The 26,093-nt window shown below is 55.3% G+C and carries 28 protein-coding genes; 9 read left to right on the top strand and 19 right to left on the bottom strand.

Annotated features, from left to right (window positions below; all coding sequences use genetic code 11):
* Positions 1–6: 6 nt before the first annotated feature.
* The 9 genes from A8990_RS15005 to A8990_RS14965 all read right to left on the bottom strand — a co-directional run bounded on the left by A8990_RS15005 (position 7) and on the right by A8990_RS14965 (position 8,042).
* On the bottom strand, positions 7–903 hold the full coding sequence (locus tag A8990_RS15005; RefSeq protein WP_116189845.1) for an AraC family transcriptional regulator: 897 nt from the start codon (positions 901–903) through the stop codon (positions 7–9).
* Positions 904–1,033: 130 nt separating this feature from the next.
* Positions 1,034–1,408 (bottom strand): VOC family protein, encoded by a 375-nt coding sequence (locus A8990_RS15000; protein ID WP_116189844.1) that lies wholly within the window; start codon positions 1,406–1,408, stop codon positions 1,034–1,036.
* Positions 1,409–1,483: 75 nt separating this feature from the next.
* Positions 1,484–2,431 carry a DMT family transporter gene (locus A8990_RS14995; protein ID WP_116189843.1) on the bottom strand — a complete coding sequence of 316 codons (948 nt, stop codon included), beginning with the start codon at positions 2,429–2,431 and terminating at the stop codon, positions 1,484–1,486.
* A 112-nt stretch (positions 2,432–2,543) separates the two neighbouring features.
* Positions 2,544–2,858, bottom strand: coding sequence for a helix-turn-helix domain-containing protein (locus tag A8990_RS14990; RefSeq protein WP_116189842.1), 315 nt, complete (start codon positions 2,856–2,858; stop codon positions 2,544–2,546).
* A 6-nt stretch (positions 2,859–2,864) separates the two neighbouring features.
* The gene (locus tag A8990_RS14985) at positions 2,865–3,212 is read right to left on the bottom strand and encodes a type II toxin-antitoxin system RelE/ParE family toxin (RefSeq protein WP_147306817.1); all 348 of its coding nucleotides are present in this window, start codon (positions 3,210–3,212) and stop codon (positions 2,865–2,867) included.
* A 200-nt stretch (positions 3,213–3,412) separates the two neighbouring features.
* Positions 3,413–5,512 carry an FtsX-like permease family protein gene (locus A8990_RS14980; RefSeq protein ID WP_220376812.1) on the bottom strand — a complete coding sequence of 700 codons (2,100 nt, stop codon included), beginning with the start codon at positions 5,510–5,512 and terminating at the stop codon, positions 3,413–3,415.
* Positions 5,512–6,270 carry an ABC transporter ATP-binding protein gene (locus tag A8990_RS14975; protein ID WP_116189840.1) on the bottom strand — a complete coding sequence of 253 codons (759 nt, stop codon included), beginning with the start codon at positions 6,268–6,270 and terminating at the stop codon, positions 5,512–5,514. The genes A8990_RS14980 and A8990_RS14975 overlap by 1 nt, the downstream gene beginning before the upstream one ends.
* Positions 6,271–6,316: 46 nt before the next feature.
* On the bottom strand, positions 6,317–7,357 hold the full coding sequence (locus A8990_RS14970) for a sensor histidine kinase (protein WP_116189839.1): 1,041 nt from the start codon (positions 7,355–7,357) through the stop codon (positions 6,317–6,319).
* A complete protein-coding gene (locus A8990_RS14965; protein ID WP_116189881.1) occupies positions 7,320–8,042 on the bottom strand; it encodes a response regulator transcription factor in 723 nt (240 codons plus the stop codon). The genes A8990_RS14970 and A8990_RS14965 overlap by 38 nt, the downstream gene beginning before the upstream one ends.
* A 130-nt stretch (positions 8,043–8,172) precedes the next feature.
* Between A8990_RS14965 and A8990_RS14960 the strand changes: the two genes are divergently transcribed.
* The 4 genes from A8990_RS14960 (at position 8,173) to A8990_RS14945 (ending at position 12,935) form a co-directional block, all read left to right on the top strand.
* The gene (locus A8990_RS14960; RefSeq protein WP_220376811.1) at positions 8,173–8,454 is read left to right on the top strand and encodes a transporter; all 282 of its coding nucleotides are present in this window, start codon (positions 8,173–8,175) and stop codon (positions 8,452–8,454) included.
* 158 nt (positions 8,455–8,612) lie between these two features.
* Positions 8,613–9,593, top strand: a complete 981-nt coding sequence (locus A8990_RS14955) for an ornithine cyclodeaminase family protein (protein WP_116189837.1) — start codon at positions 8,613–8,615, stop codon at positions 9,591–9,593.
* A gap of 18 nt (positions 9,594–9,611) precedes the next feature.
* Positions 9,612–10,784 (top strand): dipeptidase, encoded by a 1,173-nt coding sequence (locus tag A8990_RS14950; protein ID WP_116189836.1) that lies wholly within the window; start codon positions 9,612–9,614, stop codon positions 10,782–10,784.
* Between the two features lie 3 nt (positions 10,785–10,787).
* Positions 10,788–12,935 (top strand): CocE/NonD family hydrolase, encoded by a 2,148-nt coding sequence (locus tag A8990_RS14945; RefSeq protein WP_116189835.1) that lies wholly within the window; start codon positions 10,788–10,790, stop codon positions 12,933–12,935.
* Positions 12,936–13,277: 342 nt separating this feature from the next.
* On the opposite strand, the gene A8990_RS14940 is transcribed toward A8990_RS14945, so the two are convergent.
* The 4 genes from A8990_RS14940 to A8990_RS14925 all read right to left on the bottom strand — a co-directional run bounded on the left by A8990_RS14940 (position 13,278) and on the right by A8990_RS14925 (position 16,034).
* Positions 13,278–13,736, bottom strand: a complete 459-nt coding sequence (locus A8990_RS14940) for a DinB family protein (protein WP_116189834.1) — start codon at positions 13,734–13,736, stop codon at positions 13,278–13,280.
* Positions 13,737–13,799: 63 nt separating this feature from the next.
* A complete protein-coding gene (locus tag A8990_RS14935; RefSeq protein ID WP_116189833.1) occupies positions 13,800–14,300 on the bottom strand; it encodes an SRPBCC family protein in 501 nt (166 codons plus the stop codon).
* On the bottom strand, positions 14,297–14,656 hold the full coding sequence (locus A8990_RS14930; RefSeq protein ID WP_116189832.1) for an ArsR/SmtB family transcription factor: 360 nt from the start codon (positions 14,654–14,656) through the stop codon (positions 14,297–14,299). The genes A8990_RS14935 and A8990_RS14930 overlap by 4 nt, the downstream gene beginning before the upstream one ends.
* A 181-nt stretch (positions 14,657–14,837) precedes the next feature.
* Positions 14,838–16,034, bottom strand: coding sequence for an NAD-dependent epimerase/dehydratase family protein (locus A8990_RS14925; protein WP_116189831.1), 1,197 nt, complete (start codon positions 16,032–16,034; stop codon positions 14,838–14,840).
* A gap of 144 nt (positions 16,035–16,178) precedes the next feature.
* Between A8990_RS14925 and A8990_RS14920 the strand changes: the two genes are divergently transcribed.
* Positions 16,179–16,766 (top strand): TetR/AcrR family transcriptional regulator, encoded by a 588-nt coding sequence (locus A8990_RS14920; RefSeq protein ID WP_116189830.1) that lies wholly within the window; start codon positions 16,179–16,181, stop codon positions 16,764–16,766.
* Positions 16,767–16,782: 16 nt separating this feature from the next.
* On the top strand, positions 16,783–17,262 hold the full coding sequence (locus A8990_RS14915; RefSeq protein WP_245996034.1) for a GNAT family N-acetyltransferase: 480 nt from the start codon (positions 16,783–16,785) through the stop codon (positions 17,260–17,262).
* 50 nt (positions 17,263–17,312) lie between these two features.
* On the opposite strand, the gene A8990_RS14910 is transcribed toward A8990_RS14915, so the two are convergent.
* The gene (locus A8990_RS14910) at positions 17,313–17,819 is read right to left on the bottom strand and encodes a CcdC protein domain-containing protein (protein ID WP_116189829.1); all 507 of its coding nucleotides are present in this window, start codon (positions 17,817–17,819) and stop codon (positions 17,313–17,315) included.
* 211 nt (positions 17,820–18,030) lie between these two features.
* Here A8990_RS14910 and A8990_RS14905 point away from each other — a divergent pair, with 211 nt between their 5' ends.
* Together A8990_RS14905 and A8990_RS14900 are read left to right on the top strand one after the other, a co-directional pair.
* The gene (locus A8990_RS14905; protein ID WP_181909591.1) at positions 18,031–19,227 is read left to right on the top strand and encodes a sensor histidine kinase; all 1,197 of its coding nucleotides are present in this window, start codon (positions 18,031–18,033) and stop codon (positions 19,225–19,227) included.
* Positions 19,228–19,920, top strand: coding sequence for a response regulator (locus A8990_RS14900; RefSeq protein ID WP_116189827.1), 693 nt, complete (start codon positions 19,228–19,230; stop codon positions 19,918–19,920).
* A gap of 26 nt (positions 19,921–19,946) precedes the next feature.
* On the opposite strand, the gene A8990_RS14895 is transcribed toward A8990_RS14900, so the two are convergent.
* Entirely contained in the window at positions 19,947–20,714 is a 768-nt protein-coding gene (locus A8990_RS14895) for a sulfite exporter TauE/SafE family protein (protein ID WP_116189826.1), read from the bottom strand.
* 117 nt (positions 20,715–20,831) lie between these two features.
* Here A8990_RS14895 and A8990_RS14890 point away from each other — a divergent pair, with 117 nt between their 5' ends.
* On the top strand, positions 20,832–21,569 hold the full coding sequence (locus A8990_RS14890; RefSeq protein WP_245996033.1) for a YqjF family protein: 738 nt from the start codon (positions 20,832–20,834) through the stop codon (positions 21,567–21,569).
* 82 nt (positions 21,570–21,651) lie between these two features.
* Here A8990_RS14890 and A8990_RS14885 read toward each other — a convergent pair whose 3' ends face one another.
* The 4 genes from A8990_RS14885 to A8990_RS14870 form a co-directional block, all read right to left on the bottom strand.
* Positions 21,652–22,974 carry an alkaline phosphatase family protein gene (locus A8990_RS14885; RefSeq protein WP_116189824.1) on the bottom strand — a complete coding sequence of 441 codons (1,323 nt, stop codon included), beginning with the start codon at positions 22,972–22,974 and terminating at the stop codon, positions 21,652–21,654.
* Positions 22,971–23,681, bottom strand: a complete 711-nt coding sequence (locus tag A8990_RS14880; RefSeq protein ID WP_116189879.1) for a 2-phosphosulfolactate phosphatase — start codon at positions 23,679–23,681, stop codon at positions 22,971–22,973. Before A8990_RS14880 ends, A8990_RS14885 begins: the two co-directional genes overlap by 4 nt.
* A 206-nt stretch (positions 23,682–23,887) precedes the next feature.
* Positions 23,888–24,748, bottom strand: a complete 861-nt coding sequence (locus tag A8990_RS14875; RefSeq protein WP_116189823.1) for an aldo/keto reductase — start codon at positions 24,746–24,748, stop codon at positions 23,888–23,890.
* A 59-nt stretch (positions 24,749–24,807) separates the two neighbouring features.
* Positions 24,808–26,028, bottom strand: coding sequence for an MFS transporter (locus tag A8990_RS14870; RefSeq protein WP_116189822.1), 1,221 nt, complete (start codon positions 26,026–26,028; stop codon positions 24,808–24,810).
* Positions 26,029–26,093 lie beyond the last annotated feature (65 nt).

Below are 26,093 nucleotides of genomic sequence, written 5' to 3'. Positions count from 1 at the left end.
TTCATTCTATGCCTTCTTCACAACCGGAATCCACACCTCGGAATAGCCCCGGCCGTCTGTCGTATTGTAATACAGCTCGAGATCCGGTCCCTCTGCGTGCTCGTAGCCTGAGCTTGGGAACCATTCCGGGAAGATCCGCTTCCAGACGGCTTGAATCTTCTCTCCCGTCTCCTCCTGTGTCCCTTCCTCGGACTTGAATATCGCCCACGTATATGGCTTTACATCAACCGCGATCAGCCCTTCCGGACGTTCCGCCTTCTCTTCGAAGTCCAGCGCGCCGATCATATAAGGGAAGGAATCCGCGCCTGTCGGACGGTAGCACATAATCGCGTTTACCTCCGCCAAGCCGGTCATCCCGCTATTGACCGGAGCTGCCTGCCGCACCTGCTCGAACGTTCCATCCTCCATCGCCGACTGCCAGAACGCCGGAATTTGGTTGAAGTTATTTTCGTTAGTAGAGTCAATGACTTGTTCCACCCCATATACAACAAAAGCACCGCGCTGTTCGATTCGATAATTCATCTCCACATCTCCCTTAATCATAATATGAAAGGACATACGGGGATAAGCCTTGAGCGCGCTCCCTAACTCCCGAGCTGCAGTAGGCGTGACGCCATGCAGCAGGTGAAACGCACGAGTGAATGCTTCCGGCGATTCATAGCCATACTTGAGCGCGAGATCGATCACTTTGATCGGGCTGTTCTTCAGCTCGAAGGCAGCAAGCGTCAGCCGTCTGCGCCGCACATATTCAGACAGAGGAATGCCGGAGATGAACGAGAACATGCGCTGAAAATGGTGAACCGAGCAGAATGCCCGCCCAGCCGCCTCTGCAAAATCAATCTCGCCTGTAAGGCCCTCCTCAATATAGCTCATCGCGTTATTCATGCGGGTTAGCCAATCCACGTATGCAGCCTCCTTTCGATATAAGTGTAGCAAAGAGGTTGGTCGGCTTCCTTGCAATCGGTGCGCACTTCTGCAAGGCCAATACGAAAAAAGAGCACAGCGAGTCCGTGAACCGCCATGCTCTGCCTATTCATAGCTGCTTGCCAATTTCCCAGTGGTGGCCCAGCGGATCAGCGATACGTCCAACGCGCCAGCCATGCGCCTCTTCCATCGGCACGATAACGACAGCGCCAGCCGCCACCGCTTGGTCGAACAGCGAATCCGGATCTTCAACCGTCAGAATCATCCGGGCCAAGCCACGGCCAGCTGCAGCCGGATCAAACTCCGCATCCTCTTGGATCCAGAACTCTGCGCCTTGAACAGCGAGCTGCGCCAGCTCCAGCTTGCTTCCGTCTCCTTCGAGCCGGTGTAATTCGACTGCATGGAACGCCGCTTTATAGAATGCTGCCGCTTCTTCCGCATGACGGACGAGCAGCCATGGTGCGATACGAGCTTGTGCTGACATTCGGACACGCTCCTTGTTGCAGGTAGATTTTCACTGCTGCCGTATGAATACGACATGGAGCGCCCGAAGTCCTCCCTAGCGCGAATCTGTGCTTGGCTCCGAAGGAGTCAGTCTGCGATCGCTGCGGAACAAATTAAACTGCGGAAGCTGCGGAATAATCATGCCTGTCAGCATAAGCACGCAGCCGATGATGCCGCGCATGCCGAGCAGCTCATCCAGAATAAGATAGCCGCCGATGACCGCGAACACCGTCTCCATGCTCATAATAATGGCCGCCTGCGTAGGCTGCGCGTTCTTTTGCCCGACTACCTGCAAGGTGTACGCGATACCTACAGATACGATGCCGCCGAACAGTATCGGAATGAGCGCTTGCGACAGACCATCGAGCGTAATCGTCTCCCTAGCAAAAGCAACGATGAAGCTCAGTACGGAGCAAGTAACGACCTGGAAGAAGGATAGCTTAATAACGTCCGTCTTACTCGAAAAATGGTCAATGAGTAAGATGTGCGCCGACCAGAAGAAAGCACCGACCAGCTCGTAGATATCGCCCTTGCTGAGCGATAGATCGTTCGTCATGCAGAGCAGATACAAGCCGATCAAAGCCAGCAATGCACCGATCCCGCTGTTCATGTTCAGCCGCTGCTTCAGGAAAAGCCCCAGGAACGGCACGATGACGATGTATAAGCCGGTAACGAACGCGGCTTTGCCCGCCGTCGTATAGATGAGTCCGATCTGCTGCAGCGTTGCGCCGCAGAAGAGGACCATCCCCGTAATGAGGCCGGACCTCGCAGCCGTCCCGTACGACAGCTTCTTGTCCGTCGACTTCGGCGTCTGCCCGCTCTTCCTATTCAAGAACAGCATGAGCGGCACGAGCGACAACGCCCCGAGCGCGAATCGAACCGCATTGAAGGTATACGGGCCGATATGCTCCATCCCTTGACGCTGGGCAACGAAAGCAAATCCCCAGATAAATGCGGTAATTAGCAGTAACAGACTGGATCTCAGCTGTTTGTGTTTGTTCATAGATGCCACTCCCGACTAGCTCTTGATATACAAATATCTATTAACTATAACAAAAATACCGGACCCCTTAAATAAGAAGTTCCGGTATTTGTGGTTGCTTCACAACGAGTAGTTAAACAAACACTTCTTCTTCAAAAGACGCTGCTTCTTCCAATCCGGCAGTTGACCCAACAAAACGAATTTGTACGTTTAACGCCAATGCGATTCGAATAATAGTTTCTATCGAAGGGGCTGTCGTCCCTCCTTCAAAACGTGCGATGGCTGGTTGTTTCATCCCGGCGGCGTCCGCGAGCTGTTGTTGGGTCCATCCCAGAGTTTCCCGAATATGAATGAGTTCGGATACCATCCGGGCTTTCGCTTGGATGATTTGTGCTTCCTTCCGGCGCTCAGGTTCCATTTCATTGATGAAATCGTCCCATTTTTTCATAGCGATTCATCGTCTCCTTTTCTTGGATTCCTTTTTCACAACCGGATGCTCCTGCATCCACCTGTCGCGCGCTCTTCGAGCTCTTGCTAGCTGAAGCTTGTCTGTCTGATTGCCGTCCTTAGTATAATGCGTAAGTAATACAAAATGATTGCCGTCCCACATACAGCAGAAGATTCTTTCATCGTAAGGGCGCAGCTCGTAGAGGTTCGCATTCTCTTCCCCTTTGAGGTTCTTAATGAAATTTGCCCCAGCTCTGGTTCCATCTGCTTCTATACGGCCAATTATGTAAATAATCTTCTCGAACATTCTTCGCGCGTCATCATTCGTTGAGGCTGCTTTTCTAAGGTCCGTCATATACTGATTGACCTCTTCGTCTAATAAGATTTCGTACACCTATACGACCTTCCCCTTCTCTACTATGTTTATGTCCATTTTCGAAGGATTATAACACAATCGTTATAATTATAACTTTATGGTTATAAAACTTCAAGAAAGAAGAGGAAGATACGCTCGGTATTAACACTTGAATATACAAGGACTCTGCGGCCAACCCATTAAATCCGCGCACCGCGGAAAAACTTCTTCCGCAGCGCCATATAGAAGAGCACGTCGAGCAGCGCAAACACGCTATACATGAGAAAGACGCGCCCCATCAGAAATCCGGACATATTCGCACCGGCCCCCGACCATGCGGACGATAGGATGAAGATGCCGAACACCCCGCCAAGCAGGAGCGGCGCGAAGAAGACGACCGCCAGATGCGTCTGGAGATACGACTTGCACTCTGCTGCCGTCAGTCCGATTTTCTGCAACAGCGCGACTTGCTCCTTCTCTTCATCAATGTCCGTCACCAGCTTGTAGTACAGCACGACGCTGGAGGACAACAGGAACAGAATGCCGAGGAAGCCGAGGGAGAAGAACAAGAGACCGTTGATTTTGAAAGCAATCTCGAACCGCTCTTTCTTATAGATCGGACGCAGCGCCTCCGCTTGATCCTTATTGCCGAACATCGTATCCGCGCTTGACCATAAGCTGCTATCCGCATGGTTGCTCGCACGAAGCGCATCCAATATGCCCGCGTAGACCTTCTCGCCGCTGCCCCGCTTCAGATTGAAGAGATACGACGTATACTCCGGCGCCTGCGCTTTGGTCTTCAGCTCCGCATAGACGCTATCGTCCACGACGTTCGCCAGCACGCCTTCAAACTCGACGTCGCCATACGAATTGATGAAATGAACGACCATCGTGCGGGTTTTGTCCCGGCTGAACGACAGACTTGTCGTTTGCTCCAGCGATTGAAGGAACTTCTCTTTGCTTACCGACCCTCTCTCGAAAGCGACGGCGCGCTCATCACCTTTCCGCCACGGCTCGACCGTTATCAAGGTGTCGAAGTCGACGGCGGAATCCATATCCGACTGGCTGCTCACCAGAAGCAGCTCATCCGGCTTCACGTCAACGGACAAACCTGTATGCCGGTTGAAATTCGATTCGCTAATAACCATGCTGTCCGCATAGTCATGAACGAGCCTCTTTCCATAATCGCGGTAATTCTCGTCATAGAGATACGCAAGCGAGCTGAAGTCGTCCGCCTCTCCGCCGTTCTTCTCCACAATTTGCTTCACCTCGTCCGCACTGACACTGTTAATGCCGGCGCCGGATTCGATCATGAAGTCGTACGGAAGGTGCTGATTAATCGTCTTCTGCGTGTAGCTGTAGAACGACAAGCCGAACCCCATCGTAATGATCGCGAAGCTGATCAGCAGCGTAACCATGTACAGCGACACTTTGTACGCGAAGAAGCGGTGCTTCAAATTCGTCATCATGAGCAGATGGCGGTTGTACAGCGAAGGGAACATCCTCATCACAGCCCGCACGACATCTACACAAGTCGGGATGACAAAATACAACGCCACGAAGATCGTCAGCATCGAGCCGATAATAATGAGCGACCTGTACTGCTCATCTATAATGTACCCGAATAAGGAATCCTCTCCAGTAGAGGCCCCGTAGTACGTATACATCGCCGCAGCTGTTGCGATGATCGCGATCGAACCGAGGATCGGACGCGACTTCGACAAGCCTTTCGTGCTGGCCGCCTTCCCGATCTGAATGATCGAGAGCCTGCGAATAAATACGCTTGTAAACAGCATATTGCACAGGAAGACAACCACGAACACGCCGAGACTGAGCAGATACGTTGTCCCGCTAATAAAATAAATGTCCGTCGACAAGCCGAGGATCCGGCCCAAAATCAAATAAAACAGCTTGGACAGCAGCAGCCCGCCAATTATGCCGCTCACCGCAGAACCCGCCACGATAGCGAGACTTTCCAGATAGATCATCCGAATGAGATCGCGGCGAGTCATGCCAAGGGTGAGGTAAACGCTGAACTCCTTGCCCCTTGATTTGACGAAATAGATGCCCGTGTAGGCGACGAAGATGACGCTGAACAGAATGATGGCATACGTACAAATACTGATATAGTCCATCACCATCTGCATGGAGACATCTTGGGCCAGCTTCTCGTTGAACAGCAGACTGCCGTAGATGAACAGCACCGCGACGACGAAGCCGTTCACGAACAAGTAAGAGAGGAACCGCTTGAAGTTGTACTTCAGGTTCTGATTCACGATATGTCGAAACGTCAGGTTCATTAGGCTTCGCCTCGCATCACGCTCAAGATTTCAAGGATCTGGTCGAAGAACGCTTTGCGGTCGCCTGCGCTCTGAATTTGCAGATTGATCTGGCCGTCCTTGATAAAAATAATTCGTTTGCAATACGACGCCGCGAACGGGTCATGCGTGACCATCAGTATGGTGCTTGCCCGCTCCTCGTTCATCTGTGTCAGCATCTCCATAATGTCGGCGGCGGACTTGGAGTCGAGGTTGCCCGTCGGCTCGTCGGCGAAGCAGACAGCCGGATTCGTCACTATTGCTCGTGCCGCAGCCGCGCGCTGCTTCTGGCCGCCGGATACGTGGTACGGATACTTGTTCGCCAGATCCGCGATACCGAAGAACGCCATCAGTTCATCGACGCGCTGCTCGATCTCACGCGGCGCGACTCGGTCAAGGATAAGCGGCAGCGCGACATTTTCCTTGAGCGTAAGGCTGTCGAGCAGGTTAAAGTCCTGAAACACGTAGCCGATCTTCCGTCTGCGGAACAGCGCCAGCTCGTCACGCTTCAGCTTATCCATCGCGTGCCCGGCAATCGCCACCTCGCCTGATGATGGATGATCGACGCCGGAGAGCACATTGAGCAGCGTCGTTTTGCCGCTGCCGCTCGGTCCCATAATGCCGATAAACTCGCCCGGCGCGGCGCTGAAGCTGATCTGGTCCAGCGCCTTCACCTCCTTCGCCCCTTTGAAGGAGCGGTATACTTTCGTCAGGTTCTCCACCTGGATCATGTCGTTCATGTTCGATGACCTCCGTTTCTATCCTTATCATAGAAAAAAAGCCGAATCACAGAAATGGATTCGACTTACGATAATCTTGCAATTTTGTAAGAAAAGAAATGGTGACGCATGTGCCTTCGCCAACGGCCGAGGTCAGGCTGACCTCGTGACCAAGCCGTTTCGCAATATGCTTGACCATCGCGAGCCCGATGCCCGTCGCGTTCGGAGTAGACCGCCCGTTCCGCCCGGTAAAGAACAGCTCGAACACCCGCGGCAGATCCTCCGGCGCGATTCCTTCGCCTTCGTCGCGAATGCGGACACTGGCCGCTTCGCTGCCGCCGTCCGCCCCAGCTGTTACCTCGAAGTATACGTTCTTTCCAGGCTCGCTATACTTGATCGCATTCGTAATGATCTGATCCAGCATATACGTGCACCACTTGCGGTCTGTGTAGACGTAGACTTGCCCGCCGCCTCTAAGCTTCGGATAAATTCCGGCATAGATGAATTCGCGCCGTTTCTCATTGATGACGGCGTTCACGAGTGCGTAGAGATCAAGCGACTCCGGCACATAATCGTTCGAGAACTCGTCCAGCCGCAGCAGGTTGAGCGACTGCTCCAGGCTTGCTTTCAGCTTCTCGTTCTCTGCCGCGATGTCGGAGAGGACACCCGCTTCGGGGGACTGTTTCGCGGCGGCAAGCTCAATGACGGCGACCGACGTCTTCATGTTATGGATGAAGCGCGAGAACAGCGCATTGCGGCCATCCAGCTTGTCGCTCATCTCGGTCAGCTTGTCCCGGTATGTATCATGGATCTCATCAATCGTACTCAGCACCCGCTGCTCCTTGGCGTTGTCGACGGCTGATTCGCTGCCTGCTTCGACGCCGAACTTCGCATCATGAAGGGCTTCTTCGAAACGGTATAGCGCGAAGGCGCGGCTCACGACGAATAGGACGAGAATCGTCAAAGCCACACAGAGCGGGTAGGCGGTGTTGAACGTGTCGAGCAGCATATTGTAGATGAGCATGAGGGCAGCCGTGTTGATGAGGTAGAAAATGACGGCTTTCCGTTCGCTATTCAGCGTCCGGCCCAGAAGTCTGATCCAGAACATAGCCTACTCCCCTCTTCGTGCTGATCACGCTGCCAAGCCCGAGCTCCGCCAGCTTCTTCTTCACCCGTGTCACATTGACGGTCAGCGTATTGTCGTCGACGAAGCTGGTATCGTCCCACAGCTCCTCCAGCAGCTGCTCGCGCGTCACGATCTGACCGGCGCTCTTCATAAGCAGCTTCAGTACGCGGAACTCGTTGCGGGTCAGCTCTGCAGCAGCCCCTTTGTACTTCGCCCGCATCGTGTCGGCGCAGAGGGAGAGCGGTCCGTAAGTTAGCTCGGTGCTGGACGGCTGCGGCTGCTGGCTCTGGTTCTGGTGGGATTGCTCGGTGCGCCGAAGGACGGCGTTGATCTTGGCGACGAGGACTCCAATGGCAAAAGGCTTCGTCACATAATCGTCCGCACCGATCTCGATGCCGCGAATCTGCTCGCTCTCCTCGCTGCGCGCGGAGATGACGATGATCGGGACCTGATAGCGCGAGCGGATGAGCTTCAGGAAGTAGAAGCCATCGAACTTCGGCAGATTGATATCGAGCAGTATCAGCTTCGGCGCGAGCGCGGCGATGGTGTCCAGCACGGCGTCGTAATTCTGCAGGATGTGCGCCTCGAAGCCATAGGCGCTCAAGTATTCGCTTATATATTTCTGCAGCTGCTCATTGTCTTCGATGAGAAGGATGTTCGTGGTCATGGGCGGTCCCCGCTTTCTGAACGAGCATATGATTACCATTATGATGACCTTAGGCGGCTGTACAGTCAAATGGTTATTCACCTACGTACGATAACGTACGGATTGCCAGCCTTCTATGAGGAGCGATGTTATGTCTCATTTCGGATTTTATGGACCCATGCGTCAGCCGCCGGCCTCTGCACCGCCTGCTTACGTCCCTCCGAAGCCTCAAGTTTCGTATATCATCGACTGCATTCACGAGTACACCTATGTTTGGCTAAGAGGCGGAGACAGCTTCTGGTTCTACCCGACAATGGTCGATATGAACGGCACGACAGGCTACAGATGGAGCGGATCATTCTGGTATTATTATGGTTTTGATTCGAGATTTATTGAAGCGTCGACCTGTCCGCCGATTCCGACGCTGTTCTAGTCGGGGCTGGGGTGTCGACACACGCGGTTAAGGACACTGAGTTGAAACCTGTAGCCCGAAAGCCCCGCGTAATCGGGGCTTTCCTTCCCCACCCTGTTCGCATACAATAAAAGTTAATTTATTAAACAAATGAACAGAAATGAGCAGGTGAGCGCAGCATGTTAGTCATTACCGGTCACGAAGTATCCGAACTACTATCGATGGAAGCCTGCATAACACTCATGGAAACCGCGCTTCAAGACTTGTCCGCCGGACAAGCCGAGCAGCAGCTGCGTTCCGTCGTTCCCGTCCGCGAAGGCGGACTCATGGGGCTCATGCCCGCATACTTGATCCGCCAAGAGATCGTCGGCGCGAAGCTGATCAGCGTCTTCCCGCATAATCACGACCGCGGGCTGCCGTCGCATCAAGGGCTCATCACGCTGTTCGATGCGACCACAGGAGCCGTGAACGCGATCGTTGATGGGCTCCGCGTAACCGCGATCCGCACGGCCGCAGTCAGCGCGGCGGCGACGAAGCTGCTCGCGAAGCCGGACGCGCGCTCGCTCGCGCTGATCGGCACGGGCGAGCAGGCGCGCAGCCATCTCGAGGCGCTGATGCTCGTGCGGCCGCTCGAGCGCGTCCGCGTCTGGAGCCGCAGCGCGGAGCATGCGCAGCGGTTTGCGGACGATATGAGCGCGCGCTACGGCGAGCGGCTAGCGATTGAGGCGAGCGGCTCCGCGCAGGAAGCAGTCGCGTGCGCCGAAATTATTTGTACACTGACGTCCTCGACCACGCCAGTGCTCGAGGACGAATGGATCGCCGAAGGCGCGCACATCAATGCGGTGGGCGCCTGCCGGGCGAAGGACCGCGAGCTCGCCACCGCGATCGTGCGGCGGTCGAGGCTCTACGTCGACCGCCGCGAGTCCGCGCTTGGCGAGGCTGGCGACTATTTGATCCCGCTGCAAGAAGGCGCGATCAGCAGCGACCACATTGTCGGCGAGGTCGGCGAAGCGCTGCTCGGCCGCATCGAGGGTCGCACGTCGGACAAGCAGCTCACGCTGTTCAAGTCGCTCGGTCTTGCGGTCGAGGATTTGGCGGCAGCCGCCTATATCTATGAACAAGCACAGCAGCAAGGCAAGGGCACATCAATAGCAATCTAACCCGAGGAGAGAGACATCATGAGCAATATGAGCGAGCATGCAGGAATGTATGATTTCGGACTGACTGCGGAGCAAGAACAGCGTGCGCGCGATATTCATGAGCGCAGCATCGTTATTGATCTACTTTTTCAAGGGCCTCTTTCCCCTAGCGTTATACCGGCTGAAGTATCCGAACAGATCAAGGCGGAGTGCGAGCCGCTGAAGGATGATCCGATGGCGTATGCCATGCTTCCGAGCAAGCGGCTGCGCCAAATGTCCGCCCGCGGCGAGCTTGCCGCGTTCAAGGACGAGTGGTACCGCTCCGGCATTACAGCCGGCAACCGGGAGCTCGACATGTCCAGCCACGAGGGTATCATGACAAGCATGGGCGAGGTGCAGGAGCAGTTCGACCGCACCGACTGGCTCATCAAAGCGTTGACCGCTGCGGACATTCGGCGTGCGAAGGCAGACGGGCTGAAAGCCGGCATCGTCACGACCCAAGACCCGACCGGACTCGGCAAGAACCTCGATCTCCTCGAGGCGCTGCACAGCTTCGGCCTCCGTCTCGTTCAGCTGACTTACAATAATCAGAACGCCATCGCTTCGGGCTGTATGGAGCTCGCAAACGGCGGAGTGTCTAACTTCGGCATGACGTTCATCCGGAGGCTGAACGAGCTCCGTATCGTCGTCGACACGAGCCATTGCGGCAAACAGACGACGCTCGACGCGTGCCGCTTATCTGAGGCGCCAGTCATTGCTTCCCACACAGGCGTTGAGGCGATCTACCCGCACCGCCGCTGCAAGAGCGATGAAGAGATTCAGGCGATCGCGGCTACGGGCGGCGTGATCGGCGTGTTCGCGATGCCGTGGTTCGTCCACGAGGACCCGAAGAATACGACCATTGATCATGTGCTCGATCATATCGATTACATCGTCCGTCTGGTCGGGGTCGACCACGTCGGCATCGGTACCGACTGGCCGATGAGCGATGTCGACTGGTCGCTCGTCTACTTCAAGGAGCATATCGCGCCGAAGCTTGGTTTTGCTAAGGGTGACGGTCCTTCCACAGAGCTCGTTCGCGGGCTCGAACAGTACGGCCTATTCATCAACTTCACCCGGGGTCTCGTTGCCCGCGGCTATTCCGACGAAGAAGTCGGCAAAATCATCGGCGGCAACTGGCTGCGCGTATTCGAACAGGTTTGGGGGAGCTAAGCGATGGCGACAACAATGACAAAGACTACGGCTACGGCGAAGGTTTACAGCTTCTACTGTGCAGGTGTTTATGAGGGGCGTATCCGGTTCACGGAAGAAGGCGGCAGCGGCAAAATCATGCATGCCAAGGTGAACCCGAGACAGCGTACGCAAATGCAAGAGAACGTGCTGGATGATCGTGCGAAGTACGCACTTCCGCTCCAGCAGATTCGTGAAGCGATGCCGCTCTATCTGAAGGCAGAGTGGGCGGGCGACCGCGTGATTGTCGAGAACGGCGAGAACTATCATCGCCATCTGACCTATACGGACGAACAAGGACGTACCTCTCAGGTATGGGCAAAACGCGGAGGCACAGCGGTAGACATCGTCACGCTTGATGGCAAAGTGATTGCCTTCCTGACGCCGAACCGTTACGGCATGGAGATTATCGTGCAAGAAGGGCTGGAGAAGCTGACGCCGCTCGTCGTCTATGATGATCCTTCCTTGTCGAAGCCCGAGTACGGCGTGAACGATCTCGGCACGTTCCTCATCCCGATGCGCGATGGCGTGAAGCTCGCGACGGATGTTTATTTGCCGGAAGGCATCGCGCCAGGCACCAAGCTGCCGACCCTTCTCGTTCGGACATGCTATGACCGCAATGGACGCAAAGAGAATTTCATGCACTGGGTGTGCAAAGGTTACGCGGTCGTCAATCAGGACGTGCGCGGCCGCGCCGATTCCGAAGGCGAGCTTGTGCCGTTCTATCATGAGCGCGAGGACGGTTCCGACACGATCGACTGGATCATCGCTCAGCCGTGGTCGAACGGCGACGTCGGCATGTGGGGCGCTTCGTATCTCGGCTATGTCGTCATGGCCGCTTCCACGAGCGGGCATCCGAATCTCAAAGCCGTCGTCAACGAAGTGAACGTCGGCACGCCATTCGTCGATACCGTGCGCCGGGGCGGGACGGTCTGCTCGTGGCCGCTGCTTTGCTGGACACTCGCGCAGTCGGTCGGCACGCGGACGGATTTTCAAATCTTCGCGGGCATCACGGTCGACCCTGCGAAGGCAGTGGACGCGCGCCCGATCAAGGAGATTCCGCAGCAAATGATCGGCCGCAGCTCCGGCCCTTGGGACATGTGGAGCGAGCATCCGGAGTACGACGAATACTGGCGGAACTGCGATCATGCGGAGCGCGCCCACCAGATCAAGGCTCCGATGTTCGTCATCTCCGGCTGGTACGACGGCGACAGCCCAGGCGTCTCCGAGACATGGCGGCTGCTCACCGAGCATGATGTGCCGAACCGCAAAATCTGGCTCGGTCCATGGGAGCACGGCCCGAACCGGGCGCGCGACCTGAAGGGTGCTGCGTTCGGTGAAGATGCCGTCGTCTACGACTACGACGTGAACGTGCTTCGCTGGTTCGATCGCCACCTCAAAGGCATCGCCAACGGCATCGATACCGAGCCGAGAGCCAGCTACTACGTGGTCGGCGAGAACAAATGGCGCACGTCCGCGGACTGGACGCCGACCGAATCGACCGCCACGCCGTTCTATCTGAGCAGCGGCGGGCGGGCGAACTCCGCCTTCGGCAACGGCACGCTGCAGCTGCAGCCTGCTGCGGGCCCGTCTCAAGCGGAGCCGGACGTATACGTCTACAATCCGTCCGATCCGGTCGCTGACTCCGGCGAGCGCGAGCCGGAGAATCGCCGCACGATTGAGCTTCGTCAGGATGTGCTCTGCTATACAAGCGAGAGCCTGAACGAGGAGCTCACGATTGCGGGCGAGCTCTCCGCCGTGCTGTATGCGGCAAGCTCCGCGGTCGACACCGACTGGGTCGTCTCGCTGAGCGATGTGGATGAAGCGGACAACTCGATCCTGCTGTCGAGCTATATCGTCCGGGCCAAATACCGCGGCGGCTACGACAAGCCGGAGCTGCTGACGCCGGGCCAGGTGGAGCGGTTCAACATCTTCATGCCGAACATCGCGCACCGTTTTGTCGCTGGACACCGCGTCCGCTTCTCGGTGACATCGTCGAGCAAGAACGTCGCCTTCCCGAACTCGAATACGGGGCTGAACCCGTATGAAGATCCGAAGCCGGTGCTCGCAACGCAAACGATCCACCACACCGAGCAGTATCCGAGCCATGTGCTGCTTCCGGTGCTTGGCTAGGTTCGCTTGGTCTTGGCTTGGTCTTGGCTTGGTCTTGGCCTGGTCTTGGCTTAATCAAACTCACGAGTTCACACTCGCCACCATAGCTATATGGGATTAATCCACTCATTTTAAGCAAAATCAGCCGTTTTTCGATGCTATAATGGATTTCTCCACTCATTTTCGGCCGGATTGGCGGAAAACGCTCGTTTGGAGAAGAAATGAGTGGATTTTTCCACTATAGCCAGCGAGTCGCCCCAAAAGGTGGATTTAAGTTGGATTTATCCATCATAGAGCGCATCATGAGCACAAAAAGCACCCCAGCTTTGGGTGCTTTTTCGTTTCTCTTTTCTATAGCCATGCCTACTGCATTCGCGCATACAAAATATAATCCAGCGCCTGCGGTGTCCCGCCCGCTTCCTTCAAAGCACGATTGATCTGTCCGCGATGATACTGTCCATGCAGCACAACCTGCGACAAAATATCCCGCACCGACGTGCTGAACATGACGCCGCTCTGGTTCGCATACGAGACCATCTCATCCAGCTTCTCTTCCGTCAAGCCGTCCGCGTACGCGCGGTAGCTCGCCTCATTGCTTGCCAGCAGCTCCTCGAGCGAGTCGAGATCCGCATCGTCTTGCCATAGCTGAAGATGCGCGCTGCTCTGTCCATTCAGCCGCGTAACCCATACCTGCTCCGCGGTCGCAAGGTGGCGCATCAGCTTCACCGCATCCGCCGGTTTTCCCCCGTTCGCACGCAGCCCAGCCATCATCCGCTTATCTGCCCAAATCTGATGCTCAATCATCCGCTTTATCGTTTGCATCGTCTTCTTCCCTCCGTATCCTAACGAAGCTTGAACTTGCTAGCTCCATTATACGGCTCCGAGTTAGCGATTGCGAAGTGTCTCGAGCAGCTTCACCAGTCGGCCGAACGATTCGTTCAAGCCGCCCTCCATGCCGGACTGCAGCATGCCGTCACGGTCCGCAATCGAGCGGAACACCGACTCCATCTTCACAACCGTCCGGTCGCCTGGCAGCTCCTCGAACACAGCTGTCTCCAAAGTCACATGTCCGCGATCCGGAAGGCCGAGGAATTCGAACGTCTGCACGATACGGGAAGGTGCTGTCACTTCGTGGAACACACCACAGAATGCGAATTCAGCGCCGCTGTTTGGCTCTTTGGAAATATATTTCCACGCGCCGCCATCACGTGCATCGAACTTCTCCAGCTTCATCGTAAGCGCGTTTGGTCCCATCCACTGTACGAACAGATCCGCGTCTGTGAAGGCTTCGAATACGAGCTCGCGCGGTGCATTAAACTCTCTCTCGATCAGAATGACTTGCTTGCCTGGCTCTGCCGTCAATTTCGTTTCATTTACCATTGTCATTGTTCTCCATCCCTCTCATTCGATTGAGTACGCGGCTTGTTCTTCAGCTGCTCCATCCGCGCCTGCAGTAAACCGTCAAGCTTCTCGAATCGCTGGCTCCATAGCTGTCTGTACCGCTTCGCCCACTCTTCCACCTCGAATATCGACTGCTCATTCAAGCGGTAGATTCGCTGCTGCGCCTTCTTCTCCACGGAGACCACATTCGCCTCGCGAAGCACCTTGAGATGCTGCGAGATCGCCTGAGGACTAATGGTGAAGTAGCCGCAAATGTCGGTGGCGGTGAGGCTTCCGTGCTCGGCCAGTAATTCAACAATATGGCGTCTGTTGGGGTCTGAAATTGCTGTAAAGGTGTCCATGGGTATATTATAAATCGAACACTTAATTAAGTATATACTTAAATAAAGAATAATAAAAAACAGCCGAGACCCAACTGGCCCAGCTGTGTATCTGTGTATCTGTGTATCTGTGTATCTGTGTATCTGTGTATCTGTCCCTCTGCCTACCTGTTTCCTCTACCTGCTCCCCCCGCTTCCTTGCCTACTCTGACTTCTTCGTCGGCAGCGGCTTCGTAATCGAGATAAGGACGAGGCCGATAATCAGCACCACGATCCATCCGCCCAGCGAAGGCCAGCCCTCCGGCAGCCAGCCGAGGAATCGGTAAAGGATCGGATTGCCGAAGATTCCGCGTACAAGCGGCTGCACAATTAGCGCAATGCCAAGAAGACTAAGGATAATGCCGAGTACATGCAGCCAGTCATTCTGTATCTTTCTCAAAATAGGGTCACTCCGCTTCGTCCGTTTAATGAATGCTCTCCGCGCATTCCACGCGTCGAAGATCGCGAGCACGCGCAGCACGAAGTCCGGAATCATGCGGGTTGGCGCTTTGCTTGCTTTGCCGCCAAGCTTGGCACGCAGCTCCTGCGCAATTTCGTGCATCCGCATGAAGCCGCCGACGGCGATGAACCGCTGCCCCGCCGCCGCTTCCGAGGTCATAGCGAGGATGTGCAGCTCCGCCAAGTCCCGCACGTCCACGATCTCGAATCCGATTCGCGGCGTGCCCGGCATGCGCCCCTTCACGATCCGTTCGATGACGCGGGCGGAACCGCTCTGATTCGCCTGCGACAGGATTGGACCGAAGATCGCGCCTGGCAGAATCGTCGTGAGCGACGTGCGCCCGCCATGCTCCTCCATGAACTGCCATGCGGCCATCTCGGATAACACCTTCGATTTGCGATATGCATCCAGTTTATTATCTTTAGGGTCGCTCCACAAGGACTCGTCTATGATCGCCTCTTCGCTGTAGGAAACCTGCGTGCATGCTGCCAAGGAAGACGTCATGACGACGCGCTGAACGCTAGCTTTCACAGAAGCGCGAAGCACGCGCAGCGCGCCATCGCGTGCCGGACCGACGAGCGAGTCCAGATCTCGGGCATTCTCGTGGCCAAGAGGCGAAGCGACATGAAGGACGTAATCACAGCCGGCCACTGCCTCGTCCCAGCCGTTGTCCGACGTCAGATCGGCAGCGTAGAACGACAGCCGATCGCCCGGATCAACCTCTGCTGCGATGCTCGCCCGCACCGTCTGCTCTTTCTCCAAACCGCGCACCGTTGTGCGAACGGTATAGCCTTGCTTGAGCAGCAGGGCAATGCACCAGCCCCCGACATACCCTGTACCACCTGTAACCAGTACGACTTTATGGTTCGAATTGATTTCAACGTTCCCGGTCATCATCATTATTTTGCTTCCTCCCAAACGTAAGCGGTTATCTTACTAACACCATACAACTAAAAATGACCATTGGTCAATATTTATTTGACCAGTGGTCATTTTTAATGTTTATGCTATAATACGTGAAGATAAGGAGGCTCGCATGAATCGATGAATCGGGAAGAGAAGAAACAAGCGACGCTGCAGCGTATCATCGAGGCCGCTGATCGGCTGTTCTGCGAGAAGGGCTTCGAGGAAACGAGCGTAGCGGAGATTACACAGGCTGCCGGTGTGGCGAAGGGCACCTTTTTTAATTATTTTGCGACGAAGGAAGAACTGCTCTTTAAATTCCAGAAGAACTTCTACCTTCATGAACTATTCAGCCTTCGTGATCGGCCGGGCCCTTACATGCCGCTCATTCTCGCCTATGTGAAGGAGGTCGGCGACTCGATGAGCGAAAGTCCCGCCCTGCTGCGATCGGCACTGCAGCGGTTTCTGGCCTCAAGCAACGCCGATAAAGGCACAGCAGGCCATGTACTCAAGCTGCAATCGATCATCGAGCTCTTCGACAAAGGGCAGCGAAGCGGCGAGTTCAGGCGTCATATCTCTGCAGACGAGCTGGCGTCGACCGCGCTGCAGCTTTATTTTGGCACACTGGTTATATGGAGTACGGGGATGGGCGACACTGGGCTCGGCGATCAGCTGCAAACGGCATATCGTGTATTTCTGAACGGGATCAGCACGACGCAAGATCAATAATGGAGGTTGTTGGACTTTGGCTTGGATCATTCGAAAACTACAGACGGCAGATAACGCGGTCATTGAACGGATTATACGGGAGTGCTTGATCGAGTTCGGAGGCAACCGGGCGGGACTGGCATGGGAAGATGCGAGCCTTAGCAAGCTTGCGGAGTTTTACGAGCCTGAGGCTCATGACTACTGGGTTGTTGAACAAGACGTAGAAGTTGTTGGCGGCTGCGGAATTGCTCCTTTTGCCGATTCAACAGACGTGTGCGAGCTGCAGAAGATGTACCTGCTGCCGCTTGCGAGAGGCACCGGCATGGCAGCCGATCTGCTGGGCACTGCGCTCGCATTCGCACGGGAGCACTACAAGCAGTGCTACTTGGAGACGCTCTCTAACATGACCGCTGCGAACCGCTTCTATGCGAAGCATGGCTTCGAGCAGTTGGATGCGCCGCTTGCGGGATCGGAGCATTTTGCCTGCGATGCTTGGTATATCAAGTCGCTTCAATAACGAAACAGCCGAAGCTGCTCCCTCTCCCGGGTCGCGGCTTCGGCTTTATTTTAGCTCAAACGTGCTGGCGCTTGCTTGCCCTTATTAATAAGCAGTACGTAATAAACGACGTAGTAAGCGAACATGATAAGCATAAGACCGGACGACCACTGGCTGCCCCCAGCTGCGAAGTTGTAGCTGTCTTTGGTATGCGGCATGGTCATCACTTCATACATCCGATACGCGAACCGACCGACGAACAGAACGGTCACGATGCTTCCGATCCACACATTCGCCTTATAAAATAACTCCGTGCCGCGGCGTTCGAACGTTGTCATTGACGCCCCTACTAGTCCGAGCGCGACGCCGAGCAGAATGCCGATCACATCCGAAACGACGCTGACGGCACTAAAGCCGCTCTCCGCCATAAACACCGCCCCAATAAATGCAAACAGGCCTATACGAAAACCTAATCTTCTTGACTTCAGCTCGCTCCAAGTGAAATTGCGGCGGACCCGCATCGCGATCCGATACCCCACGAATAAAACAACCAAAATAATAATAAGCTGCTGCTCCATGTATATTGCCTCCCTCATATTCATCGTTATCGTTGTCTCAACGAATACCATCATATCCCGAATCGGCTTGTCCGTTCGACCAACCTCGGATAGAACCTGAACATCATCCGCTCTATATCTATAGATAGAGATGCTCGCATCCGGTCTCTACCGCAATTGATTTCCGGCGCTGCCCAAAGCTACAATAAAAATGTCGGGGAGGTTGGTACTTATGCTGCAGCAGCTGCAAGACCGGCGATTCTTCATCCGTTCGGCGGCCGGAGCCATATTCATCGCCATACTTATGCATATGAACGGATTTTTCACGGGCTCTCCTGTCAAAATCGCATTGAACGTCCTCATCTTAGCGACATACATTAGCCGTTTCGTATTTCGCGGCTTCTGGCAGACGAGACGGATGTCGCTTGTTTTCGTTGCGCTTGCTGCAGCGGAGACATTGGCTGGCATGATCTGGTATGACGAGAACGTGCTGCTTTATTTTCTCACCGTTATCGTGATCACGACGACTATTCGGTTATCGCTCTCAACGAAGCGCATCCCGATGCTCGCGGCTATGATCATAGTAGCCGGGATGTATACGGCGTTCGGCGGCGAGAGCGTGATCAACTTCCTCTCTTTCGTCATTATTGCCATCTTCTTCTTCTTCATCGTGCAGAGCAGGCGCCAGCGTGATGCGATCTATGAAGAAAATAAACGCAACTTGGCAGAGCTCCAAGAAGCCTATGTCCATCTGCAGGAAGCGTCGGTAACGTCCATGCGTAACGCGGTACTGGACGAACGGACGCGGATTGCACGCGACATTCACGATGCCGTCGGGCACAGCCTGACCTCGCTCATCGTGCAAATGCAGGCGCTGCGCTACATGATCGCCAAGGACCCTGTGCAAGCAGAGCAGTCGCTGGGCGGTATGCTGGAGGTGGCTCGCCAAGGTCTTCAAGATATTCGAACCTCCATCCATGCGCTAGCCGATGATCGGTCAATGTCCGGTCTCGCGCCGATTAAGGCGCAGCTTGCCCGAATGGAGGCGACTGCAGCCATCACGTATAGCTTGGAGGCTGAGCTGCACGAGGATGGGATTACGGCGGAACACGCTACGCTGCTCTTCGCAGTGATGCAAGAGGCGATCACCAATATTGTGCGTCATTCGGAAGCGACTCATGTCGATGTCCGTATATTTTCGGAAGGCGGGCGGATCGTGCTGGTTGTTCGGGATAACGGAAAAGCGAATGTGGACGCAGATGCGAATGAAGCCGTTCTAGAAGGGTTCGGACTGAAGACGATGCGAGCTCGGTTAGAGGAAGCAGGAGGCTGTTTAACCTTTGGGGCAGCAGAGCCTCAAGGGTTTCAGATTCGGGCAGAGCTGCAGCCATTGAGCGAAGCAGAAGAGGAAGCGAAGGAGGGTTCATAGATGACAAACAACGACGGTAAAATTACAGTATTGCTCGTCGACGATCAGAAAATGATTCGGCAGGGCTTCAGCTACGTCATCAGCCTGCAAAATGATATGGAGATCGCGGGCGAGGCGGCGGATGGCCATGAAGCTGTTGATCAGGCGCTCGCGCTGCGTCCGGACATCATTCTGATGGATATCCAGATGCCGGGCATGACAGGAATCGAAGCTTCGAAAGCGATCATTAAACAGCTGCCAGGCGTTAAAATCGTCATCCTCACCACGTTCAACGATCCGGATTACATCTATGAAGTGATCCGCTCCGGCGCCGTCGGCTATCTGCTGAAGGATGCGGACGTGGAAGATATGCTTGAGGCGATTCGCTCCGCCTATCGTGGCGAAGCCGTCTACCGGACGGAGCTGGCCGCAGGCGCGCTGTCCCGCGCGGTCTCCTCCGCGTTTCTCGTGCCGCCTGTTTCCAATGGTGCGAAGGACGGAGCGGACTCCTCGCTGCTCGAGCCGCTTACAGAACGGGAACAGGAGATTTTGCAGGAGATGGCGTATGGGCTGCGCAATGACCGCATCGCGCAGAAGCTGTTTATCAGTGAAGGTACCGTTAAGAGCCACGTCCATCGAATTCTGCAAAAGTTCGGCTGTGAAGATCGGACGCAGGTCGTCGTAACGGCGCTGCGCCGAGGTATGGTGAAGTGAGCTGCGGCTTGGGCTTTCGCTCTAGCCTAGCTCCCCGCGATCAACGTCCAAAGCTGCTTGCCGATCAACAATACGGTTACAAATACAAAGAGCAGCTTGACGTATTTGGTCCCTTTCTTGATGGCCAGACGGGAGCCGGCCAACGAGCCGAGGACCATCGCTGCGCCCATTAGCAGGCCCAGGCGGAAATCGACCCAGCCCAGCGACAGAAATACGATCAAGCTCGCCACGTTGCTCGTGAAGTTCAGCAGCTTCGAGTTTCCTGCCGCTTGAACGAAGTCGTAGCCAAGCATGATAAAGATAAAGATGAGGAACGAGCCCGTCCCCGGACCGAAGAAGCCGTCATACGCGCCTAGCACGAACGCCGCCGCAATCGCGCCGAGCTTCGCAGCGGTTGTGAGCTTGCGCTCCGCTCCTTCCATGCCCCAATTGCGTTTCAACAGCGTGTACACCGTGACGGCAATGAGCATGACGACAATCGCTGGTCGCAGCCAATCCGATGGTATCAGCTGAAGCAGCAGCGCTCCTCCCGCCGCACCGGCCGCTGTGAATGGGACAAGCTTGCCCATGGTGCGCAGATTGATTTTGCCGGAACGCCAGAATGTGATGGTGCTCGTCACCGACGAGAACGAAGCCGACAGCTTGTTCGTCCCCAGCGCCAGATGCGGCGGCAGCCCGGCCGCCAGCAGCACCGGCACCGAAATGAGGCCTCCTCCGCCCACCGAAGCGTCGATAAAGGCAGCCAGAAACCCGCCGCCGAGCATTAATGCAATAATTCCCCAAGTTAAATCCATGGCTGTGTGAAACTAAAGCCCCTCTCGAAAGCAATGATATGCTATATAATCATGTAAAGCGGTATAATAGTACCGCAACTATCGCTGATCGTCCAGTAAACGAAGGAGATGGATCAGATGGCACTTTCGCCCAATCGAGGCTGGCCTCTTCCGCGCTCGCCCTGGGTTATGAACCAGACGTGGATGCACCTTCTGTTTCTGCACTATCCCGTCTCTCCGGACGTTGTCGCTCCGCTTCTGCCGCAAGGAATGGAGCTCGATCTCTATGAAGGATCTGCGTGGCTTAGCATTGTCCCCTTTCAAATGCGGGACGTACGGCCGCGCTTCCTGCCTCCGATTCCCGGCGTCTCTACATTCAATGAACTCAATGTCCGCACCTATGTCACGATGGACGGCAAGCCCGGCGTCTATTTCTTCAGTCTCGATGCCCATAGCTGGCCGACGGTTTGGGGCGGGCGAACCTTCTTTCACCTTGCCTACCACCATGCCTCCATGAAGCTTCTCCGTGAACGAGACGGATATCGCTACACGAGCAAGCGGACCGCAAACCCGGACATTCAGTTCGCATGCTCCTATGCGCCTTTATCTGATTCAGATTCTGGTTCTGCGCAGATGGCAGAGCCTGGCTCACTAAACGAATTCCTCGTCGAACGCTACGGCCTCTATAGTGAGCATAAGGGAAAGCTCTATCGCGGAGATATTGACCATCGCCCTTGGAAGCTGCGCCAAGCCCGCTTCGAGATTGAGCGCAATACGATGCTGCAGCCGTTCGGCCTCGCCCTTCCAGCGCCAACGCTCGCCCATTATTCCGAGCGCATTGATGTACACTGCTGGTTCGTCCAGCGTATTCGATAACCGTGATAGAAGTATATAAGCGTTCTCGGCGCACAGTAAAAAGCATGCCAGAACAACGGCAGACAATCTCGGCCCTTATGGCTTACTCAAGCTTGAACGCTTCGCTCAATACGCGGCCATCGAAGCCGGTCTCATCGCGCAGGCCGACGAGCCAGCAGACAGTCGGGGCAATGTCCTGAATGCCGCATGGAACGTCGGAAATGAACCCTTGACGGAAGCTGCTGCCTACCGCGAGACAGAATGCATGCCGATCGTAGGGATTCGCGGTCCCATGACTAGCGCGGAGCATCGAGGAGGAGGTTAATGAGAGCGTTGTTCCAGGCACGCCATATTCGTTCTGCTCGCCCGACCATATCGGCTGTACAGCGAACAGCGGGGCACGGCGGTGCGTAATAGGACCAACCAGTTGCTCCATAGGCAGCACGCCCGGAAGATCGCAAAGATCGGACGAGCCCACATAAACCCGCTCACACCACGGCTGCTGCTGTACCCAGTCAATGAGCGACGCCGTCTCCTGCAGCGAAGGTGTAACCGCCTCTTGCGGCGCGGCATACACGTAATGCCCTGCGGCAACGAAGCGCTGCGCCAGCTCTAACTCGTCGCATGCCTTTCGTACATGCTCCTGCAGCGAGCCCTGTGCCTGAATGGTCGAATGCCCGTGGTCGCTGATCAGGAATAGATCTACCTCATCTCGTAGCCCCTTCTCATCGATAGCCCTCAGCACCTCCGCCACACAGCCATCGATAAGCTCCAATGCCTCCAGATTCTCTGGCGAGCCTAACCCGTAATCGTGCTGAGCGGAGTCTGGCTCGGACAACCACAATACCATCGCGCCATTCGCGGGGTTCTGCAGATGAACCTCCGTTAGCGCCCGCGTCGCCCACAGAGCCCGCTCCCGCCTTATATGCGAAAGCTCTGCAGGAACTGCTCCGAGCTCCTTATGCAGCTGCTGCAGCTGTTCGGACTCATAGATGGATGACGGATTGATCACTTGCTCAGGATGGTTTAAATTCCATAATAGCGAGGCTCCCGGAGAGCTTGAGGCAGCTACTGCGAGCTTTAGCCCATGAGCGCCCAGCCTGTCGCCCAGCGTCGGATCCAGAATGAAGGGCTCAGACATCGCGCATTTATAAGCCAATAAATCCCGATCATCGCCTGTCTGCAGAAATCCATCATGACGAAATCCCGGAATGACCATCAGATTGCCCACGACACCATGACGGCCAGGAAGTGTGCCGGTCGTCAACGTCGTCATACTGACGCGAGTCTCAGACGGGTAGCTGGAATGGAAGGAGCTGAACAGCGCCCCCTCCCGAATGAGCGCTGCATAAGTCGGCATTCGGCTCAGATCGATGCAATCCGGACGCAATCCGTCCGTTCCGATAATGATAACTCGGCGGTTCATGGTGCTGCTCCTTCCGTTACATTTTGTCTGCTGAGCCTGATCAATGATTCACCGAACGGTTCTGCCTTAAGGACGAATGGGAACCGGTTCAAGCTAAGGCACAGGTCAAAATCTTCTGGCGGCGCAGAGCCATCCGATACATCGAGGAACTTGCCGGTCTTGCTCTCGTGCCGCAAATAACGAACGATTGCTTCAAAATCGTTCGGCTTTCCCTCAAGCGCATTCTTCACATATTGCGCGAATAGCGTATCTTCATCCGCTTCTTCCACAGCTCCCCAGCCCATGCAAACGAGCGAAACTTGCTTCGGATTCCGCTGACGGATGTAGTCGATAATCGCCTGCGCATTAACAAAGCTGCCTGTAATGACTTCGTCGGCATTCACAGCATTCACAATGCCTTGCGTTCCAGCGCTTGTCGTATGCACAATTGTAAGGCCGCTGAAATCTGCCTGCTGAATCGCATGCGGTGAATTCCCGTAATCAAAACCCGGTTGAATGACGCCTCCGCGTTCCCCAATCAGAATATAATTCGGGCGCTCCTGTTTCAACCGATAAGCAGTTTCGATGCTGCCCACTGCCAACAGGTTCTCCACTCCGCCCGCAGTCGCATAGCAAGCAACTGAGAATGCTCGAAACACATCGATGATTACGGTCAGCCCGCGCGCTTGCTGTGCGCCCTCGAGCAATTGATAAATCTGTATATCCATGATAAGCGACATCCTCTCCACTGCATGTATCCGTTCTCAAACTGTTCCAACCTGTTTATGATTTCAGTGTAGAACAGGTTCAGCTGCCTCGGTACTGCGGGAATATGGCAAATCGTATCTTTGTATGGCTTTTTCCGAAAAATAAAACAAGCTTTCCATCTTAGTTCCAGCTAAGATGGAAAGCTTGTCCACGTCTCTTATTCGTCTTAGAAATTGAAGTTGTCCGGATCCGGTCCAACGCGTAGATTCTGGTTCAATCCATCGATATGCTGCATGTCTTCGGCGCTCAGTTCAAAGTCGAATACGGATGCGTTCTCGGCAATGCGATGCGCTTTGGTCGACTTCGGAATCGTGACGATGCCGCGCTGCAGATCCCAGCGCAGGATGATCTGCGCAATCGACTTGCCATGCTTCGCCGCGATGTCTTGCAGTGTCGTATTGTCCAGCAGCTGACCTTGCATCAGCGGCGACCATGCCTCCATCTGGATACGATGCTCAGCGCTAAACTTGATTAGCTCCTCTTGCGATAGCCGCGGATGTAACTCAACCTGATTGACCATCGGCACGATTTCACTATCCTTCAGCAGATCCTCCAGATGATGAACGTGGAAGTTGCTGACGCCGATTGCACGAACACGGCCCGCTTTGTACAGCTGCTCCAGCGCACGCCAAGCATCCTTGTACTTGCCCTTCACCGGCCAGTGGATAAGGTACAGATCCAGATATTCCAAGCCGAGCTTCTCGAGGCTCGTCTCGAAAGCAGCCAGCGTCGACTCGTAACCGAGATCCGCGTTCCACACCTTCGAAGTGATGAATAGGTCCTCGCGCTTAAGCGACGGCGTCTCTGCCAGTGCCTCACGGATCGCTTGTCCAACGCCGATCTCGTTGTTATAGATCGCAGCTGTGTCGATACTTCTATAGCCGAAACGGATCGCTTCCTTCACGGCATCAATGAGCTCCTGCCCTTCCTCGACCTTGAAGACGCCGAGTCCTAGCCAAGGCATAGCCACCCCGTTATGCAATGTCGTTGTATCCTGTAAATGTTTTGCAGTTGTTGCTGTTGTCATCTTGCCCATTTCCTCCTCTATTATCGTTCACCACTAAATGATGTCCTACTCTTTTCTTCTCAGGCGCAAATCTGCTGCTCCTGTTGTTTCTCCGCAGAAGCCCGCTGATCCCTTTGTTCCAAGACACCGCTGACCTTGGTCAGCACGGCAGCTGCGGCTACCATCACGCCGCCGACCCATGCGGTATGCACAAGTCCCATCTGTTCAGCCACCACGCCGCCCAAGTATGCGCCAAGCGCAATACCAGCATTGAATGCGGCAATGTTCAGCGCCGATGCCACATCCTTCATCCGCGGCGCGAATTGCTCCGCCAGAACGACGACATACGTCTGCAAGCCGGGCACATTCATGAAAGCAAGCAGCCCCATGAGGAATATAACGAGCAGCGCCGGTCCCTTATATGGAGCTGCATAAGCGAGCAGCAATAACACGACGGCCTGCGCCGCGAACATGTATAGCAGCGCTTTGAGCGGCTTGCGGTTCGCCGCCTTGCCGCCGATAAGATTGCCAATCGCGATTGCGATGCCATAGAAGAACAGGATGGCCGCAATGGTCTGCGCGCCAAATCCGGTTACTTCGTGAAGCAGCGGAGATAAATAAGTAAATACGACGAAGGTACCTCCGTAGCCGAGCGCCGTAATAATGAACGCAAGCAGCATGCGGCTATTAGACAGCAGTTTGCCATGATCGCTCATTCGTGTTCGTGCTCCACGGCTCAGATCGCCCGATACGAGCAGTGCGTTCGCTACCAGCGCCACGAGGCCGATTACCGCAATGGCGATGAAGGAGCTGCGCCAGCCGAAGTGTTGGCCGAGCAGCGTGCCGAGCGGCACGCCTGTTACGGTCGCGATTGTCAGCCCGGAGAACATGATGGAAATCGCGCTCGCCCGGCGATTCTCAGGCACCAGGCTGGCCGCAATGGTCGAGCCGATCGACATGAAGACGCCATGGGCGAAGGCAGAGATAATACGTGCCGTCAACAGCAGCATCACTCCATGGGATATGGCAGCCAGGCTGTTCCCGGCAATGAAGATCGCCATAATCCAGAGCAGCAGCGTCTTGCGCGGCACGCCGGCGGTAAGCGTTGTCAGCACCGGCGCGCCAATCGTGACGCCGAGGGCGTATAAAGTGACGGTAAGTCCAGCGGTACGTACCGTTATATGCAGGTCATCAGCGATGAGGGGCAGCAGCCCGACGCTAATAAACTCGGTTGTTCCAATAGCAAATGCGCTTACTGCGAGCGCGATGAGCGCGAGCAAGCTTTTTCGATTCGTATGCAATTGTTCCACTCCTTCAAGCTTGGTATTCACCGGCCGGTAGTGCTATTATAGTGGAGTCCTTCCGG

It is taken from the genome of Paenibacillus taihuensis, assembly GCF_003386535.1.
In the GTDB taxonomy this organism is placed as follows: Bacteria; Bacillota; Bacilli; order Paenibacillales; family Paenibacillaceae; genus Paenibacillus_Z; species Paenibacillus_Z taihuensis.
The sequence above is the reverse complement of the archived record's forward strand: the minus strand, read 5'-3'. Positions and strand labels throughout refer to the sequence as shown.

Coding starts and splice junctions, on each gene's coding strand:
- A8990_RS14880 (WP_116189879.1), bottom strand. CDS start 23,681: ATGGATATACAGATTTATCAATTGCTCGAGGGCGCACAGCAAGCGCGC.
- A8990_RS14960 (WP_220376811.1), top strand. CDS start 8,173: ATGTCTCATTTCGGATTTTATGGACCCATGCGTCAGCCGCCGGCCTCT.
- A8990_RS14965 (WP_116189881.1), bottom strand. CDS start 8,042: ATGACCACGAACATCCTTCTCATCGAAGACAATGAGCAGCTGCAGAAA.
- A8990_RS14935 (WP_116189833.1), bottom strand. CDS start 14,300: ATGACAATGGTAAATGAAACGAAATTGACGGCAGAGCCAGGCAAGCAA.
- A8990_RS14920 (WP_116189830.1), top strand. CDS start 16,179: ATGAATCGGGAAGAGAAGAAACAAGCGACGCTGCAGCGTATCATCGAG.
- A8990_RS14940 (WP_116189834.1), bottom strand. CDS start 13,736: ATGCAAACGATAAAGCGGATGATTGAGCATCAGATTTGGGCAGATAAG.
- A8990_RS14875 (WP_116189823.1), bottom strand. CDS start 24,748: ATGACAACAGCAACAACTGCAAAACATTTACAGGATACAACGACATTG.
- A8990_RS14950 (WP_116189836.1), top strand. CDS start 9,612: ATGAGCAATATGAGCGAGCATGCAGGAATGTATGATTTCGGACTGACT.
- A8990_RS14975 (WP_116189840.1), bottom strand. CDS start 6,270: ATGAACGACATGATCCAGGTGGAGAACCTGACGAAAGTATACCGCTCC.
- A8990_RS14970 (WP_116189839.1), bottom strand. CDS start 7,357: ATGTTCTGGATCAGACTTCTGGGCCGGACGCTGAATAGCGAACGGAAA.
- A8990_RS14985 (WP_147306817.1), bottom strand. CDS start 3,212: ATGACGGACCTTAGAAAAGCAGCCTCAACGAATGATGACGCGCGAAGA.
- A8990_RS14995 (WP_116189843.1), bottom strand. CDS start 2,431: ATGAACAAACACAAACAGCTGAGATCCAGTCTGTTACTGCTAATTACC.
- A8990_RS14955 (WP_116189837.1), top strand. CDS start 8,613: ATGTTAGTCATTACCGGTCACGAAGTATCCGAACTACTATCGATGGAA.
- A8990_RS14925 (WP_116189831.1), bottom strand. CDS start 16,034: ATGATGATGACCGGGAACGTTGAAATCAATTCGAACCATAAAGTCGTA.
- A8990_RS14900 (WP_116189827.1), top strand. CDS start 19,228: ATGACAAACAACGACGGTAAAATTACAGTATTGCTCGTCGACGATCAG.
- A8990_RS14945 (WP_116189835.1), top strand. CDS start 10,788: ATGGCGACAACAATGACAAAGACTACGGCTACGGCGAAGGTTTACAGC.
- A8990_RS14930 (WP_116189832.1), bottom strand. CDS start 14,656: ATGGACACCTTTACAGCAATTTCAGACCCCAACAGACGCCATATTGTT.
- A8990_RS14990 (WP_116189842.1), bottom strand. CDS start 2,858: ATGAAAAAATGGGACGATTTCATCAATGAAATGGAACCTGAGCGCCGG.
- A8990_RS14895 (WP_116189826.1), bottom strand. CDS start 20,714: ATGGATTTAACTTGGGGAATTATTGCATTAATGCTCGGCGGCGGGTTT.
- A8990_RS15000 (WP_116189844.1), bottom strand. CDS start 1,408: ATGTCAGCACAAGCTCGTATCGCACCATGGCTGCTCGTCCGTCATGCG.
- A8990_RS14890 (WP_245996033.1), top strand. CDS start 20,832: ATGGCACTTTCGCCCAATCGAGGCTGGCCTCTTCCGCGCTCGCCCTGG.
- A8990_RS14980 (WP_220376812.1), bottom strand. CDS start 5,512: ATGAACCTGACGTTTCGACATATCGTGAATCAGAACCTGAAGTACAAC.
- A8990_RS14885 (WP_116189824.1), bottom strand. CDS start 22,974: ATGAACCGCCGAGTTATCATTATCGGAACGGACGGATTGCGTCCGGAT.
- A8990_RS14910 (WP_116189829.1), bottom strand. CDS start 17,819: ATGGAGCAGCAGCTTATTATTATTTTGGTTGTTTTATTCGTGGGGTAT.
- A8990_RS14905 (WP_181909591.1), top strand. CDS start 18,031: ATGCTGCAGCAGCTGCAAGACCGGCGATTCTTCATCCGTTCGGCGGCC.